This window comes from Pseudoalteromonas sp. SCSIO 43088, assembly GCF_023650795.1.
GTDB lineage: Bacteria > Pseudomonadota > Gammaproteobacteria > Enterobacterales > Alteromonadaceae > Pseudoalteromonas > Pseudoalteromonas shioyasakiensis.
The window spans coordinates 878,404-893,294 of sequence record NZ_CP072675.1; the positions used below are offsets into that span (position 1 = coordinate 878,404).

The following is a 14,891-nucleotide window of genomic DNA, read 5'->3' on the forward strand; positions in this document are numbered from 1 at the left end:
ACTCTTCTCGTTAATGATGGCAGGCGCCAGCATGACAGCTTGCACTGGGCAAGATAAGGTGACCAACGTGAACGCTGAGCAAGAAATTTGGCCAAACATTGAAACGGGTATTGCTGCAAATCCAGAGATGGAAGCAAAAATTGCAAACATGCTGGCAAATATGACCCTTGAGCAAAAGATTGCGCAAATGATCCAGCCAGAAATCCGCGATATTACTGTTGAAGATATGCGTAAATACGGCTTTGGTTCTTACCTCAATGGCGGTGGCGCATTCCCAAATAATGATAAACATGCCAGTGCTGCAGATTGGATTGATCTTGCTGAAAAAATGTATCAAGCCTCAATTGATGACTCGCTCGATGGTAGCTCAATTCCGACTATGTGGGGCACCGATGCCGTGCATGGTCACAATAATGTTATTGGTGCGACACTATTCCCTCATAACATTGGTTTAGGTGCAACAAACAACCCTGAGTTAATCGAAAAAATTGCCGCCGCTACTGCGCAAGAAGTGATGGTAACAGGCATCGATTGGGTATTCGCGCCTACGGTTGCGGTTGTTCGTGACGACCGTTGGGGCCGTACTTATGAAGGTTATTCTGAAGATCCTGAAATTGTGAAAGCATATTCGGCAGCCATTGTTAAAGGATTGCAAGGTGCAGTTGATGACGACTTTTTATCAGATAAGCGCGTGATAAGTACCGTTAAGCACTTTTTAGGTGATGGCGGCACAGAAGGCGGTGATGACCAAGGTAATAACACAGCATCTGAGCAAGAGTTATTTGATATTCATGCGCAAGGTTATGTAGGCGGCTTAGGTGCTGGAGCACAAACTGTAATGGCGTCATTTAACAGCTGGAACGGTGAAAAAATTCATGGCAGCAAATATCTTCTTACCGACGTACTAAAAGGCAAAATGGGCTTTGATGGTTTTGTTGTTGGTGACTGGAACGGCCATGGTCAAATTCCGGGTTGTACTAATGGCAACTGCGCACAAGCAGCAAATGCCGGTCTTGATGTGTACATGGTGCCAACAGATGCATGGAAACCTCTTTATGAAAATCTTATCAAACAAGTTAAAAGTGGCGAAATTGCGCAAAGCCGCATCAATGATGCAGTAACACGTATCTTACGTGTAAAAATGCGCGCAGGTTTGTTTGATAAGCCAAGCCCCGCTAAGCGTCCGCTGTCAGGTAAAACGGAGATCATTGGTAGTGCAGAACATCGCGCAGTTGCAAAACAGGCAGTCCGTGAATCACTGGTTCTTCTGAAAAATAAACAACAGTTGTTACCGCTATCAGCAAATTCAAACGTATTAGTTGCCGGTCAAGGTGCTGATAACATTGGTATGCAGTCAGGTGGTTGGACAATCACTTGGCAGGGTACAGGCAACGAAAATAGCGACTTCCCTGGTGGCTCTTCAATTTTTGATGGTATCAAAAATACCGTTGAGCAAGCCGGTGGTCAGGTTCAATACAATGTGAATGGCGAATTTGAAATTAAGCCAGATGTAGCGATTGTGGTGTTCGGTGAGCAGCCTTATGCAGAAGGTAATGGTGATTTAGATAACCTTGAATACCAACGCGGTAATAAAACTGATTTAGCCCTGCTTAAAAAGCTAAAAGATGCTGATATTCCTGTGGTGTCACTATTTATTAGTGGTCGCCCAATGTGGGTGAATGCAGAGCTGAATGCCAGTGATGCGTTTGTCGCAACTTGGTTACCAGGCAGTGAAGGTGATGCAATCAGCGATGTTATTTTTAAAAAGCAAGATGGTTCTATCAATCATGACTTTAAAGGTAAGTTATCGTTCTCATGGCCAAATAACCCTGTAGGTAACCAAAACCGTGGTGATAAAGATTACTCGCCACTATTGCCTTATGGCTTTGGTTTAACTTACCAAGATAAAAACACATTAGCGGATAACCTTAGCGAAAAATCACAAGTCGCGGCTAAATTAGAAGACTTAATATTATTTGAACGTGCCGTAAAAGCACCGTGGTCACTGCAACTACAAAGTGGTTCTGAGCAACAAGCCATGACTAGTAGCCGTGCAGCGCTTAACGCTGTTAGCGTAAAAACCTTTGATAAAGACGTACAAGAAGATGCGCGAGCAATCAGCTTTAATGGTAAAGAAGCGGCTGCGGTTCGTTTAATGGCGGCGTTCCCATCGGATTTACGTTCATACGTTGAAAAAGCGGGTCAACTGCAAATGCAAATTAAGGTAGACCAAGCTGCTGATGCGCCGCTAATGCTGGGTATGCAATGTGGTGAAAACTGTGACGGCCAATTTGATATTAGCAAACAGCTTAAAGCAGCAAATGATTGGCAAACGCTAACCGTGGATTTGAGCTGCTTTGCAGAGCAAGGTGTGCAGCTTGGGCAAGTATTCTCGCCTTGGCAATTAGCCACTGAAGGTGCATGGCAAGTATCAATTTCTAAACTATCAGTAACGAGCGGGCACACAGAGGACGCAACAGTCTCATGTCAGTAAAATCGTCTGCTGTTATTTTGCTAACAGGTGCGCTTAGTGCCTGTCAGCAAACCCCAGCGCCTGTCAAAGCCAGCCTAGGAGAAGGCTGGCAGTTAGTTTGGCAAGACGAATTTTCGCAAAATGATCTCGACCTAACTAAGTGGCAACACGAAGTAAATTGTCGAGGTGGCGGTAATGATGAGCTGCAATGCTATACCGCGCGTAGCGAAAACAGTTTTGTTAAAGATGGCATATTGCATATTGTTGCTCGCCAAGAGCAATACACTGGGCCATTGCATAATAGCGATGAAGTGAGTAGCGATGCTGAGCGAGAAAAACAAGCGACTCAGCCGTTCACTTCTGCACGTTTACGCACTAAAAACTTAGCTGATTGGCGATAAGGGCGTTTTGAAATTCGCGCTAAATTACCAGCAGGGCAAGGTGCGTGGCCAGCAATTTGGATGTTACCGACTGATTGGCGTTATGGTCGCTGGGCATCATCAGGCGAAATAGACATCATGGAAGCAGTTAATTTAAAGACTCTCACTGATGACAAAACAGCGCCAGCTGGCAGCCTTGAAACGCGCGTACACGGCACCTTGCATTACGGTGGTCCTTCACCCAAAAATGTTTACAGCGGTACGCCGTACCGTTTCAGCGAAGCTAATAACCCGGCTGATAACTTTCATGTTTATGCCCTTGAATGGCAGCAAGATGAAATTCGTTGGTATGTTGATGATGTTCACTATGCGACATTTCGCCACGACCAGTGGTATTCAACATCACAACAACAAGACGGCTCGTTTATAGAAAATACCGGCTTTGCTCCGTTTGATCAGCGTTTTCATTTACTTCTTAACTTTGCTGTAGGCGGAAACTGGCCAGCAAATGTGAATGATAAAGGCGTTGATTTTGCGGGTTATCCTAAGCAAATGCTGGTGGATTACGTACGTGTTTTTCAATGTAGTAAAAATAGTGAAACAGGAATCGGCTGTGCAACAACACAGCCATCAGCAGTACAAATAAAGGGTAAGACCAATCCGCAATAGTACTTAATTAAGCGGATTGCTATAAGTGAATTATGAACCAAGAGCCTGCAGATGCTTCGCCGAACTCGTTGCATCCGCTGGCTTTTGGTTCATTCTATCGGTTGAGCTTTTGTAGTAATAGCTGTCTTATTCTTCTGGCTGTTAGTTCGTCGATATCCGCTAATATCCCTTGCGCAGGCTCAGCAACGTGGCTTGCTAAATCCACATCATCAGCAAACACATAATGATTAAAGAGTTGCTGCCATTTCTGTTTATGCTCGTTTGGCAAGTCTTTAATTGCCAGCATACTGTGCAGCATGGCATCAAATGGGTTTGCTAAATACTCTGGGGCCTGTCGCCACCAATAGTTCACCAACACATTAAACGGACTGGTTGCGCTAACCTGATGCCACCAAAGCGCTGGAATATAAATAGCATCGCCAGGGCCAAGAGTTGCCGATTGCGTCTTTGCTATAGCCTCTTTAAAGCGTGGAAAGCGGCTGAAATCGGGGTTATTAAAATCAACCAAGCTAACCGCTTGCCCAGCGGGTGTAAATTCGAGTGGACCAACGTAAAGATTATTGACCTGATCAGTTGGCAATAGAGTAAACGTACGCTCACCTGCAGCAACACAAGCTAGGTTATCGGCGTTGTCATAGTGAGCCGCAATCTGACTATGATTTCCCACCCAGAGGCTGGTTAGGCAGTTATAGTCGGTCACTGTTAATGGGTTTTCAACACTAAAGCTCGGAGCGCAATACTCCACAGCAGTAGAGCCCATATACAGTGAATCACTGTCGGTTTGTGTGAGTGTTAGTGCTAATTTTTGCAGCACAGAAAGTAGGTTATCGGCGTGCTGTGAAAAATTAAGCCCCGAGAAATCAGCGTTATAAAAATAGCGTCCCTGATGAATTGCTTGGCTGCTAAAACTGCGTACTGGGGCGGTATTAGCAAGCCCTAAAAGATAGTCTAAGGCGTTTTTAGAACCTTGTTTAGCGGCAATGACTTGGGGCCAATTAGCGCAGAGATCTCTGATGACCAGTGGCTCAGTTAGCTCAGCTAAAAACGCTTTTAGATCAGTAATGCTTGAAGCCTGGCATTCTTTTATTGGTGCAGCCGCAAACATTACTGTTGAGCCCATTTTTTATTAAGCAAATGAGGAATGTGCTCCATTGATGCCAGCACCATATAAACAGCTTGTAGGTCACCTTGCTGTTGTAACTGCTTAAGTTGTTCAGCGGTTAAGCCATTGAGTACCTGTTGGTTAATAGTATAAAAGCCGCTCACTGTGACTTTTTCGCCATTTTTATCTGCATATTCAAGACTAAAAGCTTCGAGTAGATTAACGCTAAGCAAACGCTCAAAAAACTGATTAATCGTTTGGTGTTCTTGATGTAACGCGTTAAGTACTTGAGCAATATGATTTAAGTATTCGCTATTTCCACCATGTTCAAGGAAGATTGCTTCGCCATCATGTGTGCTTATGCGTGGGCTGTCTAAATCAATATGTACCACCAGAGATTGATCAGGAATACCATTGTTATACTGGGTTTGTTGGCCAATTAAAAATGGCTGGCGCTGCATACTTAGCGGTAAGTAACTCAGTTGCAATTCGCCTTGCTCGTTTAGCAGCAAGTTCTCGCCATTTTCAAAACCAAATAAAGCGAGGGCTTCGAATTGACCTGTTTGCGGGTGCTTACGAAATACGATAGGTTGATTTGCTTGAACTTTAGCAAACTCACTTGGAAATACGGTAGCGCAGCTAATATTGTCGCCCCAGTTAGCACCGCGTGTGGTGATCACTTTTAGGTCTTTATGGCTGATGTTATCAAGTAAGACATGATTGGCCATTGGGCCTCCTAATACTGAGATTAAATAGGTTGTATACCAAATTGCTGAATATGATTTAAAAGCTCGCGGTTAGTGGGTAGTTGTTGTAATCCGCGTTTGGCTTGTTGTTGGTTAGCACTAAAATGCTCAGTAATTGCCGCTGGCATTGCAAGTACAGGAAATTGTGGCAATTGCTTCATTCCATAAAGTACATACTGATAACTGGCTGCAGAGAAGACTTCTTGAGCGCGGTCAAAGTCGTTTAACCACGGACTTTGATATTGCCAAAGTGCTAAGTTTTCTTGAAGTTGCAGAGGGATTGAGTTTGCCTCTTTATGGGCTTGCCAATAGGGGCTAGTGCGCTTTGACAACACATAATGCAGCTTTAAAAATTCAATGATACGTTGCCAGCGATAATGGCACTGCTCATCAAACCGCTTTGCCAGTGTCGGCATTGCAGCACGATGTGTTGGGAAATTAGCAAGTAAGTTATTCAGGCCAAGCTCCACCATGACTAACGCTGAGGCTTCAAGTGGTTCAATAAAGCCTGCAGACATACCAATAGCTAAACAGTTTTTATACCAAAAACGGCGTCTATAGCCGGGCGTAAAACTGATTTCACGAAATGTCAGTTCATTTTGCGCGGTGCCGGGCTGGGTTTTTGCAATGTAGTGGCTAAGCGCTTGTTTCGCATCTTCGCTGCTGGCAAAACGACTTGAGTACACCATACCTAGACCACGGCGGCTTTGTAAGCCGATATCCCAAATCCAACCGGCATCTTGCGCAGTGGCTTTGGTATAAGAAAGGATCTCTTGCTGCGGGTTTAAATAGGGCACCTGTACGGCAACGGCTCGATCGTTAAATAACACATCGTGTTGCTCAATTAGCTCTATCCCGTAATGTTGATGTAACAGCTTTGCGTGGGTGCCAGAGCAATCAATAAATAAATCACCCGCAATAGTGCCATGATCGCGGGTTTGCAATGAACTAATATAGCCATTTTCATCACTATTGATACTTTCAACATGACTGACGATATGCTCAACGTTTAGATTGGTCGTGCAGTGCTGTTGTAGCAGCATGGCAAACTTACCGGCATCTAAATGATAGCCATAGTTTGCTTCACCTTGATAGGCGCTATGCAAGTGGTTTTTCGGTGCTTTATGGTGATCGCATAAGTAGGTTTGGCTTGCCACTGCGTGGCTGAAACTCACGGCATCTTTGCTGGCAAACCAGTAAGGTGCAATATTTAATTGCTGATATGCCACCGGTAAGCTGAACGGGTGGTAATAATGTGCGTCGCCTTCATCGTCGCACCAGCCATCAAAGCGTGAGCCTTGTTTAAAAGATGCATCACAGCGTTGAATAAATTCACTTTCGCTAATGCCGATGGTTTTTAAGGTTTGTCGCATGGTTGGCCAAGTACCTTCACCGACACCAATGGTGGCAATATCGGGAGACTCAATCAGGGTGATCTGTGCGTTGTGAGTTAAATGGGGCTGGGCAGCAATTAAACCTGCAGACAACCAACCTGCAGTTCCACCACCTAAAATGACGACTTTTTTTACTTCATTCTTTTGCATGTTTAAGGCCATCTCAAATGCTATGTAGACAAACTAGCATAAATACGAAAAAAAAAGCCGCTGTTGAGCGGCTTTTTTTGACAACAAAATGCTAGAACGAGTAGCGGAAGCCGATGTTGTAGCGCGCACCGTATTGGTTTGCACGTAACAGCTGCTCAGAGTAACGAACGTAAGTACGTTGCGTTTCATCAGTCAGGTTTAGACCTTCAACAAACACCGTTAGGTTCTCATTAACAGAATAGTTCACGTTGATATCCCACTGGCCATAAGACTCAGTAAAGATAGGTGAAGCATGTTGGTCAAAGCCAGTTAAGAACTCATCACGCCAGTTATAAGAAATACGAGCCGATAAACCATTTAAATCATAAATCGCAGAGAAGTTAGCTGAATCACTTAAACCCGGTAGGGCAAATTGATAGCCGATAGCATCTCGGTCTGCTTCAACATCACCAAATACGAATGTCGCGTTAGCGGCAATACCAAAGCCTGTTTCACCAAACATATGTTGCGCTGCTAGTTCCCAGCCCCATAGGTTTGCTGTTTCAACGTTGTTATCACGCGATACGAAGAAGCTTGCCAGTGGATCTGTATCGTTACCAACGATAGGCGTGCCTTCTTCTGTGCCTTGGTTTTCGTTGATCTTATCGTGAATAGCTTGGTCAGATGGTTGCTCACCCGCTGCTGCTAAATCTTCACGCGCTTGCTCTGCACGATCACCAATAAATGGGTCTGTAATACCGTCAATCGTTTCTTCGGTTGTGATATTTACAAGGAAGTTATCAACTTGCTTACGGTAGTAACCAGCAGACACATAGCTGCCTTCACCGTAGTAGTATTCAAGTGACAGGTCGATATTATCTGAAGTATAAGGTTTTAAGTTCGGGTTACCCACAGCCACTTTACGTTGACCCACTTTCGGGTTACCTAAGAATGACGTTGTTGAGCGAAGCGCGCCAACAGGAGGACGAGCAAGGCTGCGGCTGTAAGAGAAACGTGCAATAACGTCTTCAACTACTTCGATGTTCATATCGATGCTAGGTAAAAACTCTTTGCTGCTACCTTCACCGTTTGAGAATGAACGTTCATCAGCGTAAATGTAAGACCATTCGTTACCGTTAACCCACTCCATTGCAACAGCAGGACGCTCTAAGCTGTTTGCTGTAACATCGGTTGATTCGTAACGTAAACCCGCAGTGATGTTCACTGGCATACCGTTAAATTCTGTTTCGAAGTTAGCTTGTGCGTATACCGCAGTTGTTTCTTCGCTTACACGGTGATCGTCATCGATTGGACCCGCTTGCACCATGCCGTTTACATCAGCAGGCCAGCTACATGGGCCAATACCGCCATCTGGGTGATCACAGTCAATACTTTCGGCAATCGCGACAATGTCATCAAAATCAGCATCGTAGTAGTAATTCAATAGCTTATCACTACCACCACCAGAGAAGCCATCAAGTAAACCTGAGCTATCGACACGAGTGAACATGCTGTCATCGTACCAATCCGCAGAGTTTAACCACCAACCAGCAGCAAGCTGACCTGAGTAGGCTGTTGTTGTACGGAAATCAATTTTTGTGTGTGATACGCCAAAGTTAATGCTTGATAGGGCGCCGCTGTCTTCGTTATACCACGTACCTTTTAGCTGGTATTGGTCAAGATCGTTGGTGTTAGTGTCTTTGTTTACACCGGCGAAAAGGGTCCCCATGTCGCTCGGTAAAATTTCTGCTTGGCCATTGGTTAATGTCATATCGATAAGCGGAATTTCGCCTTTGCTGAAGTCAGCCATTTTTTCGTCGATATTAACTGTTGGGTTCTCACACCATGAACATGATGTGTTACCAATAATCATAAACGCATCATGGCCGATACCCACACCGGCACTTTCAGCTGATGAGTTGTGAGCATCAAACTCGATGTTTAAATTGTCTGTTACCTGCCAATCAATGTTTAAACCAAGTGATTTATTTTCGTTAGTTGTTGCACCGCGATTTAAGTTTGTTGAGTAGTCACCACCAATTTCAGTTACTTGCGTGTAAGTACCGTTTTCATTGATAGTTGCTGCGCTAACGTTACCACCATTGTTGAACCACACACCAAAGCTACGGCCATCTTTTTCAAACTCTAGCTTTGAGTAAGTGTAATCAACGGTTGCAGTAATGCGGTCATTCGGTGCGTATTGCAGCACAAGTTGACCATTGGTACGTTTACGTGAATTGTCTGAAAACGCATAACCAGCATTTTGCGGATACCAGGTTGCGCCATCAGCGCGTTGGTTGTTATCTGTCAGTGCTAAATCAGGAGACGATGAAATATCAACATTTGGGATCCAGTTATCAACCGCCATTGATTGTTCGCGGTTGTCACGCTCTTGAACTGAGCCTGAAATTAAAATACCGAATTTGTCATCGTTGAATGTATTGCTGTAGATACCTGATAACTCAGGCGTTACATCATCACCTGTTTCGTTTGATGTGTCGTGAACTGCTTTTGCACCAATCGAAGCGTGTAAACCAGGGTTAGAAAGAGGTTTAGCTGTGGTGATATTAACTGTTGCACCAATACCACCGCTAGGGATATCAGAACGCGCTGTTTTATATACTTCAACACCGCTTACACTTTCTGTTGCGATGTCGCCAAAATCAAATGAACGACCGCCAGTTGTTGGCATTTGGCGATTGTTAAGGGTTACTAAGTTAAATTCAGGACCAAAACCACGAACCGTAATTTTGCTACCTTCACCATTACTACGGTCAATAGACACACCGGTAATACGTTGTAAAGATTCAGCTAGGTTGGTATCAGGGAATTTACCAATGTCTTCAGAGGTAATTGCATCTACAACACCCGCAGATTGACGTTTGATATCCATTGATTTTACTAGGCTTCCGCGAATACCTGATACTTGTATTACTTCAATATCACTTGCTTTGTCGGGCTGTTCTTCGGCGACAGCTGAGTGAGGAATTAGCGCGCTTAGACCCATTGCCATAGACAGGCTAATAGCAAGCTGCTTTTTCTTGAAAAGTGTGTGGTTCATGCAAATCTCCAGATTTGGTTTTATTTTATGTTGTTGTCTATTTTTGTAAGCGCTTACATTTTCTTTCAAAAAAAATCGCCGAACCCGATTTTATAAATGTAACCGCTTACATTAAGTTATTAGAAAGTAAAACAATCGTCAACATAAATAACGTTTCAAGATCAGAGGTAATATCTATGTTTATGTTATTATGGGAAATATTTCATCAAAAACTTTCTGTTTTTTAGGTACAAAAGCAACGTCTTTCAGCTAAAATTAGAAAATGAGAGTTTTTTACATTTGTTAAAGCAAGAGGTATTTTCGTGCAATCAGTGAAATGGAATGAAGGTCTGTTTACCCCAAGCAAAATCATTTGTGTTGGCCGTAATTATGCAGCGCATATTGCAGAGCTTAACAACGAAACGCCTACAAGTATGGTGCTGTTTGCAAAACCAAATAGTGCTATCACCGATTCCCTCAATAGTGAACACTTAGGTGAGGCACTCCACTTCGAAACTGAGCTTTGTTTTTTAGTTAAAAATAAGCAACTGGCTGCGGTCGGGCTTGGGCTTGATTTAACCAAGCGAGGCCTACAAAGCACGCTTAAAGAAAAAGGCCTACCTTGGGAGCGCGCAAAAGCATTTAATGGTTCTGCGCTTTTTACTGAGTTTGTTGTCGTTAATTCCAACTTACACTATCAATTTAGTCTAAAGATTGATGGTAAAGACACTCAACTAGGCGATACAAAGTTAATGCTGCATAACGCAGAGCAAATCTTAGCTGAAATCAGTGAATTTATGGACCTAGAAGATGGCGACATCATTATGACTGGCACGCCTGAAGGAGTAGGGAAGGTTGTCGCTAATTCAACCTTTGCTGTAACACTTATGGATGGTCAGCAGCAGTTGATATCTCATCAATGGCAGGCTCTTTAAGCGGGTCTAAAATGTAGCGCTGATAATACGATGAAAACTCAGGAAAGCTTTGTTTGAGCCAAACTCGTTGGCTTTGCTGGTATCTCTCACTTGGTAATACCTTGTTTTTCAGTGCTTCATTAATTTCTGCTAGCACTTTTTCGGCATAATTATTAGGTGCGCTTGTCGAGCAGCCTATGGCACCAAAAACCACATTCTGGGCTGGGTTAACAATAGTAAGCTTTTGAATATTCTTTTGGTGTTGTTGGTTGTAATAATCAGCTACAAATGGGTAATCAATGGTGTAATCAATGTAGCCATGCTCTAGCTGTGATAGCAAAGCAAAATTTGGACTACTGCCATTACCACTTAGTGCTGCACTTTCGTAAAGCTTGGTATTTTTCGCTATCTTATCCAATTTACTGCCAAATTTACGTGCATCGTTTTGACCATAAATAAAGTTGGCATCTGTGAATAAAGAAATCAGTGATACAGGATTACCGTGTTTTTGCTTAATTTTTAGTGTTTTTTCTTCGGTACTTAATACGCTAAACGGGGGGTACACTGTGGTTGGGATTGAGTAAGTAGCACGGTTGGTTTTTTTATCACGATGGATCATACATGCATAGCATGCCATATGTCCGTCATCGAGATATTTACTGCCACGTTTTTGCGGCAACATCACTTTGCTGTGGTTAATGTCAGGTAATGCTTCAATCAACATATCGGTAATTTCATTGCATAGCCCACCATGAGAGGTGGTGCTACTTTTCTCGATAAAGAATGGCTTACCATCATTTTCAAGCCAGGTAATAGAGAGCTGGTCGGAGGCATGAGTAATTGGGGCTAGCAACATCCCTGCAACCACACATAATACTTGTTTTATGTATTTACTCATTAACAACCTACATAGTGAAATGTTATGAATAACTATACACCAAAGTATGGGTAAACTTGTAGGTGGAACGGAAAAATGATGAATTAGTGTTAGTGAGCCTACTGAGGGTAGACTCACTTATACTTTCGAAGATTAACTAGAAAGGCATAGGATAGCGGGTAAATACGTCAGCGATTTTATCGTTGGCTTCATCGCTTAATTGCACTGAGAAAGCATCGATATTTTCTTTTAACTGCGCCATTGATGTTGCCCCAATAATTGTTGAGCTTACTCCATCCACTTGATCACACCAAGCCAATGCAAGTTGTGAAGGTGTTAAATTAAAGGCGTTAGCAATTTCAACATATTCAGCAATCGCAGCCCGTGATTGTGCTGTGTCTCTAAATAGGCCATTACGTTGCACTAGCGTCCAACGGCTACCTTCAGGGCGAGCACCATTTAAGTACTTACCGCTTAACATGCCGCCACCTAGCGGTGACCAAGGTAGGTAAGCAATATCTTCATGAATACATTGTTCAATCAAATACGGCCAATCTTTGGCGTGCAGTAGACTAAATTCGTTTTGAATCGATACCATACGCGGAAGGTTATGCTGTTCACTTAAACGCAAGTACTGGCTGATGCCCCAAGGAGTATCGTCTGATAAACCACAGTGCTTAATTTTACCAGCCTTGATACAGTCATTCAGACCTTCAAGAATATCTAACATGCCAGCAATATTTTGCTCAGTGTCAGCCTCAGAGAAGCACACTTTACCTGGCCACTGTTTACCAAAGTGCGGTGATGTACGGTTAGGCCAATGTAATTGGTATAAATCGATAACCTCAGTTTGTAAGCGCTTAAGAGATGCATCAACGGCTTCAACCACTGCTTGGCGAGTAATATCGCCTGCATCGCGTACCCAAGGTAAGCCGTTACCCGCAATTTTAGTGGCAATGACAAGATCATCGCGTTTGTCTTTATTACGCGCTAACCAATTACCGATGATCTCTTCTGTCTTACCGTAGGTGTCTGGAGAAGGGGGAACGGCATACATTTCGGCAGTATCAATAAAGTTAACGCCTTTATCTAATGCATAGGCGATTTGTTCATCGGCATCGGCTTGGTTGTTTTGCATACCCCATGTCATGCTACCTAAGCTGACACGAGATACTTCAATACCACTTCGACCAAGTGGGCTATAAAGCATAATAGATCCTTGTTAATCGCTAGAATGGGCTCTAAGTGCAGTTAATAACTCATCATTTAACTGAGCTTTTTTACCCGTTTTAAAATTAAACATAACCACTTGTGATGAGCCAATGGTTGTTACTGCGTCCTGGCTTTCACTAAATACAGTGTAATGCATCATAAAACGATCTTGTTCAATGTCACTAATCTTTACACCAACATGCACAGTATCAGGAAATGTTACAGGGCGTTTATAGCGGGCATTGTTTTCGCTGATCACCGGACCAACACCTGTTACTTGTAAATCTTTAAGGAAACCCAGTTGAGTAAAGAAATCGATACGGGCTGTTTCAAAGTAGCGAAAATACACCACATTATTGACGTGCTGCAGGGCATCCATTTCACCCCATGCAACATTAATTTTTGTTCTGATAGGGTGTTGTTCTATAAACGATTGCATAGTAAATCTTCGTTGATTGTGAGAAAACTTAGGTTAGCAATATGCTGCTTTTAGCTCAAGGAAATTAGAAAACTCAGTAGATTGTGCTAGATTTATAAGTTCACGCTTACGTAAAGTGTGAGCAAAATGAACACACATTAAAGGACCTTAATTATGCAGCAACTAACCTTGAGGGTGATAAAGTGGATTGCACTTTTCATCTTGCTAGCTCTAGCTTTGCTCTGTTATAGCATGGGCACAATGTCAGGATTTATCGCTTTAATTGTCGTGGGCTTGTTATTCGAAGCCGCGTTTTGGTTATTTGGTTCACGGCTTATTAGCCGTAAAAAACCAAACCAACAAACAAGCCAAACCTCTTAGCTTGCACTCTCAGGAAGTTTAAATATAATAACTGTATATATAAACAGTTGTTGTATTCCTGATGAAAAAATTCATTCACATCGATATGGACTGCTTTTATGCAGCCGTTGAGATGCGTGATAACCCCGCGCTTGCCAATGTGCCACTGGCTATAGGTGGTAATAGTCGTCGCGGGGTGCTTTCAACTGCTAATTATATTGCCCGTAAATATGGTGTGCGCTCGGCGATGTCGAACTATCACGCCAAACAACTGTGCCCCGATCTGGTTATCGTGCCCGGACGAATGCAGGTTTATAAAGAAATCTCCACGCAAATTCGCGCCATTTTTGCAAAGTACACCGACCTTATTGAGCCGTTATCGTTAGATGAAGCCTACCTTGATGTAACCGACAGTACTGCGTGCAAAGGCAGTGCAACACTGATGGCGGAGCAAATCCGCCAAGAAATCTATGACACCACCGGACTAACAGCCTCAGCAGGCGTCGCGCCAATTAAGTTTATTGCCAAAATTGCCAGCGATGAAAACAAGCCTAATGGTCAGTTTGTGGTATTGCCCGAGCAAGTTGATGACTTTTTGGCGAGTTTACCGCTTGGCAAAATCCCTGGCGTTGGCAAGGTGACATTAGAAAAGCTGCAACTTAAAGGGCTTTACACAGGGGCTGATGTGCGCGCGAAAGGGGTAAATTGGATGCAGCAGCATATTGGTAATTTTGGCGTGTCTTTATATCAAAAGTGTGCAGGCGAGTACGTTGGCAAAGTGTCAACTGAGCGAGTACGAAAGTCGCTCAGTGTTGAGCACACCTATGAATACAACAAAAATAATTTAGATGAGTGTTTAAGCCAGTTACCCCGCTTGATGGATGAATTAACTCGCCGTCTTGATAAACAGCAATTAAACAACCGCATCAATAAGTTATCTGTGAAGGTCAAGTTTGCCAATTTTGTCGTGACCAGTGCCGATCAAAGCCACCATCAATTAGACGAACGCATTTTTACTGAGTTAATGAGTAAAGCTTATGAGCGAGGTAACAACCAGCCAGTGCGCCTGTTAGGAATAGGTGTCGGAATAAAGAGTCAGGCTCACGAGCATTTTCAGCTAAGTATATTAGACTAAAGGTTAACACCTTGGTGCTTGAAAGTTTGTTAGTGTCTAGTT

General features: G+C 43.3%; 13 protein-coding genes. 6 read left to right on the forward strand and 7 right to left on the reverse strand.

The features are described 5' to 3' along the window. Positions 1-16: 16 nt before the first annotated feature. Genes J8Z28_RS04040 through J8Z28_RS04050 form a run of 3 tightly spaced genes read left to right on the forward strand, consistent with a single transcriptional unit; the run spans position 17 to position 3,522 of the window. Entirely contained in the window at positions 17-2,494 is a 2,478-nt protein-coding gene (locus J8Z28_RS04040) for a glycoside hydrolase family 3 protein (RefSeq protein WP_432212420.1), read from the forward strand. Next, positions 2,485-2,874, forward strand: a complete 390-nt coding sequence (locus J8Z28_RS04045; protein WP_250659952.1) for a glycoside hydrolase family 16 protein — start codon at positions 2,485-2,487, stop codon at positions 2,872-2,874. The genes J8Z28_RS04040 and J8Z28_RS04045 overlap by 10 nt, the downstream gene beginning before the upstream one ends. Positions 2,875-2,886: 12 nt before the next feature. Continuing rightward, complete coding sequence (locus J8Z28_RS04050) at positions 2,887-3,522, forward strand: glycoside hydrolase family 16 protein (RefSeq protein WP_284693437.1); 636 nt, start codon at positions 2,887-2,889, stop codon at positions 3,520-3,522. Positions 3,523-3,616: 94 nt separating this feature from the next. Here the strand turns inward: J8Z28_RS04050 and J8Z28_RS04055 are convergent, their stop codons facing one another. From J8Z28_RS04055 to J8Z28_RS04070, 4 genes are all read right to left on the reverse strand, one after another. After that, complete coding sequence (locus J8Z28_RS04055) at positions 3,617-4,627, reverse strand: cupin-like domain-containing protein (protein WP_250659954.1); 1,011 nt, start codon at positions 4,625-4,627, stop codon at positions 3,617-3,619. After that, positions 4,627-5,352 carry a SapC family protein gene (locus J8Z28_RS04060; protein WP_250659955.1) on the reverse strand — a complete coding sequence of 242 codons (726 nt, stop codon included), beginning with the start codon at positions 5,350-5,352 and terminating at the stop codon, positions 4,627-4,629. Before J8Z28_RS04060 ends, J8Z28_RS04055 begins: the two co-directional genes overlap by 1 nt. Positions 5,353-5,372: 20 nt before the next feature. Next, complete coding sequence (locus J8Z28_RS04065; RefSeq protein ID WP_250659956.1) at positions 5,373-6,914, reverse strand: tryptophan halogenase family protein; 1,542 nt, start codon at positions 6,912-6,914, stop codon at positions 5,373-5,375. Between the two features lie 91 nt (positions 6,915-7,005). Continuing rightward, positions 7,006-9,954 carry a TonB-dependent receptor gene (locus J8Z28_RS04070; RefSeq protein WP_250659957.1) on the reverse strand — a complete coding sequence of 983 codons (2,949 nt, stop codon included), beginning with the start codon at positions 9,952-9,954 and terminating at the stop codon, positions 7,006-7,008. A 302-nt stretch (positions 9,955-10,256) separates the two neighbouring features. On the opposite strand from J8Z28_RS04070, the gene J8Z28_RS04075 reads away from it, so the two are divergent. Beyond that, positions 10,257-10,868, forward strand: a complete 612-nt coding sequence (locus tag J8Z28_RS04075; RefSeq protein WP_055197733.1) for a fumarylacetoacetate hydrolase family protein — start codon at positions 10,257-10,259, stop codon at positions 10,866-10,868. On the opposite strand, the gene J8Z28_RS04080 is transcribed toward J8Z28_RS04075, so the two are convergent. The 3 genes from J8Z28_RS04080 to J8Z28_RS04090 form a co-directional block, all read right to left on the reverse strand. Further along, positions 10,819-11,745, reverse strand: a complete 927-nt coding sequence (locus J8Z28_RS04080) for a hypothetical protein (RefSeq protein WP_054562681.1) — start codon at positions 11,743-11,745, stop codon at positions 10,819-10,821. The genes J8Z28_RS04075 and J8Z28_RS04080 overlap by 50 nt on opposite strands. 136 nt (positions 11,746-11,881) lie before the next feature. Further along, the gene (locus J8Z28_RS04085; protein ID WP_250659958.1) at positions 11,882-12,934 is read right to left on the reverse strand and encodes an aldo/keto reductase; all 1,053 of its coding nucleotides are present in this window, start codon (positions 12,932-12,934) and stop codon (positions 11,882-11,884) included. Positions 12,935-12,946: 12 nt separating this feature from the next. Further along, positions 12,947-13,375, reverse strand: coding sequence for an acyl-CoA thioesterase (locus J8Z28_RS04090; protein WP_054562679.1), 429 nt, complete (start codon positions 13,373-13,375; stop codon positions 12,947-12,949). Between the two features lie 153 nt (positions 13,376-13,528). Between J8Z28_RS04090 and J8Z28_RS04095 the strand changes: the two genes are divergently transcribed. Both J8Z28_RS04095 and dinB read left to right on the forward strand, forming a co-directional pair. Beyond that, positions 13,529-13,735 carry a hypothetical protein gene (locus J8Z28_RS04095; RefSeq protein ID WP_055022001.1) on the forward strand — a complete coding sequence of 69 codons (207 nt, stop codon included), beginning with the start codon at positions 13,529-13,531 and terminating at the stop codon, positions 13,733-13,735. Between the two features lie 61 nt (positions 13,736-13,796). Further along, a complete protein-coding gene (gene dinB, locus J8Z28_RS04100; protein WP_250659959.1) occupies positions 13,797-14,849 on the forward strand; it encodes a DNA polymerase IV in 1,053 nt (350 codons plus the stop codon). Positions 14,850-14,891 lie beyond the last annotated feature (42 nt).

Coding starts and splice junctions, on each gene's coding strand:
- J8Z28_RS04040 (WP_432212420.1), top strand. CDS start 17: ATGGCAGGCGCCAGCATGACAGCTTGCACTGGGCAAGATAAGGTGACC.
- J8Z28_RS04045 (WP_250659952.1), top strand. CDS start 2,485: ATGTCAGTAAAATCGTCTGCTGTTATTTTGCTAACAGGTGCGCTTAGT.
- J8Z28_RS04055 (WP_250659954.1), bottom strand. CDS start 4,627: ATGTTTGCGGCTGCACCAATAAAAGAATGCCAGGCTTCAAGCATTACT.
- J8Z28_RS04060 (WP_250659955.1), bottom strand. CDS start 5,352: ATGGCCAATCATGTCTTACTTGATAACATCAGCCATAAAGACCTAAAA.
- J8Z28_RS04065 (WP_250659956.1), bottom strand. CDS start 6,914: ATGCAAAAGAATGAAGTAAAAAAAGTCGTCATTTTAGGTGGTGGAACT.
- J8Z28_RS04070 (WP_250659957.1), bottom strand. CDS start 9,954: ATGAACCACACACTTTTCAAGAAAAAGCAGCTTGCTATTAGCCTGTCT.
- J8Z28_RS04080 (WP_054562681.1), bottom strand. CDS start 11,745: ATGAGTAAATACATAAAACAAGTATTATGTGTGGTTGCAGGGATGTTG.
- J8Z28_RS04085 (WP_250659958.1), bottom strand. CDS start 12,934: ATGCTTTATAGCCCACTTGGTCGAAGTGGTATTGAAGTATCTCGTGTC.
- J8Z28_RS04090 (WP_054562679.1), bottom strand. CDS start 13,375: ATGCAATCGTTTATAGAACAACACCCTATCAGAACAAAAATTAATGTT.
- J8Z28_RS04095 (WP_055022001.1), top strand. CDS start 13,529: ATGCAGCAACTAACCTTGAGGGTGATAAAGTGGATTGCACTTTTCATC.
- dinB (WP_250659959.1), top strand. CDS start 13,797: ATGAAAAAATTCATTCACATCGATATGGACTGCTTTTATGCAGCCGTT.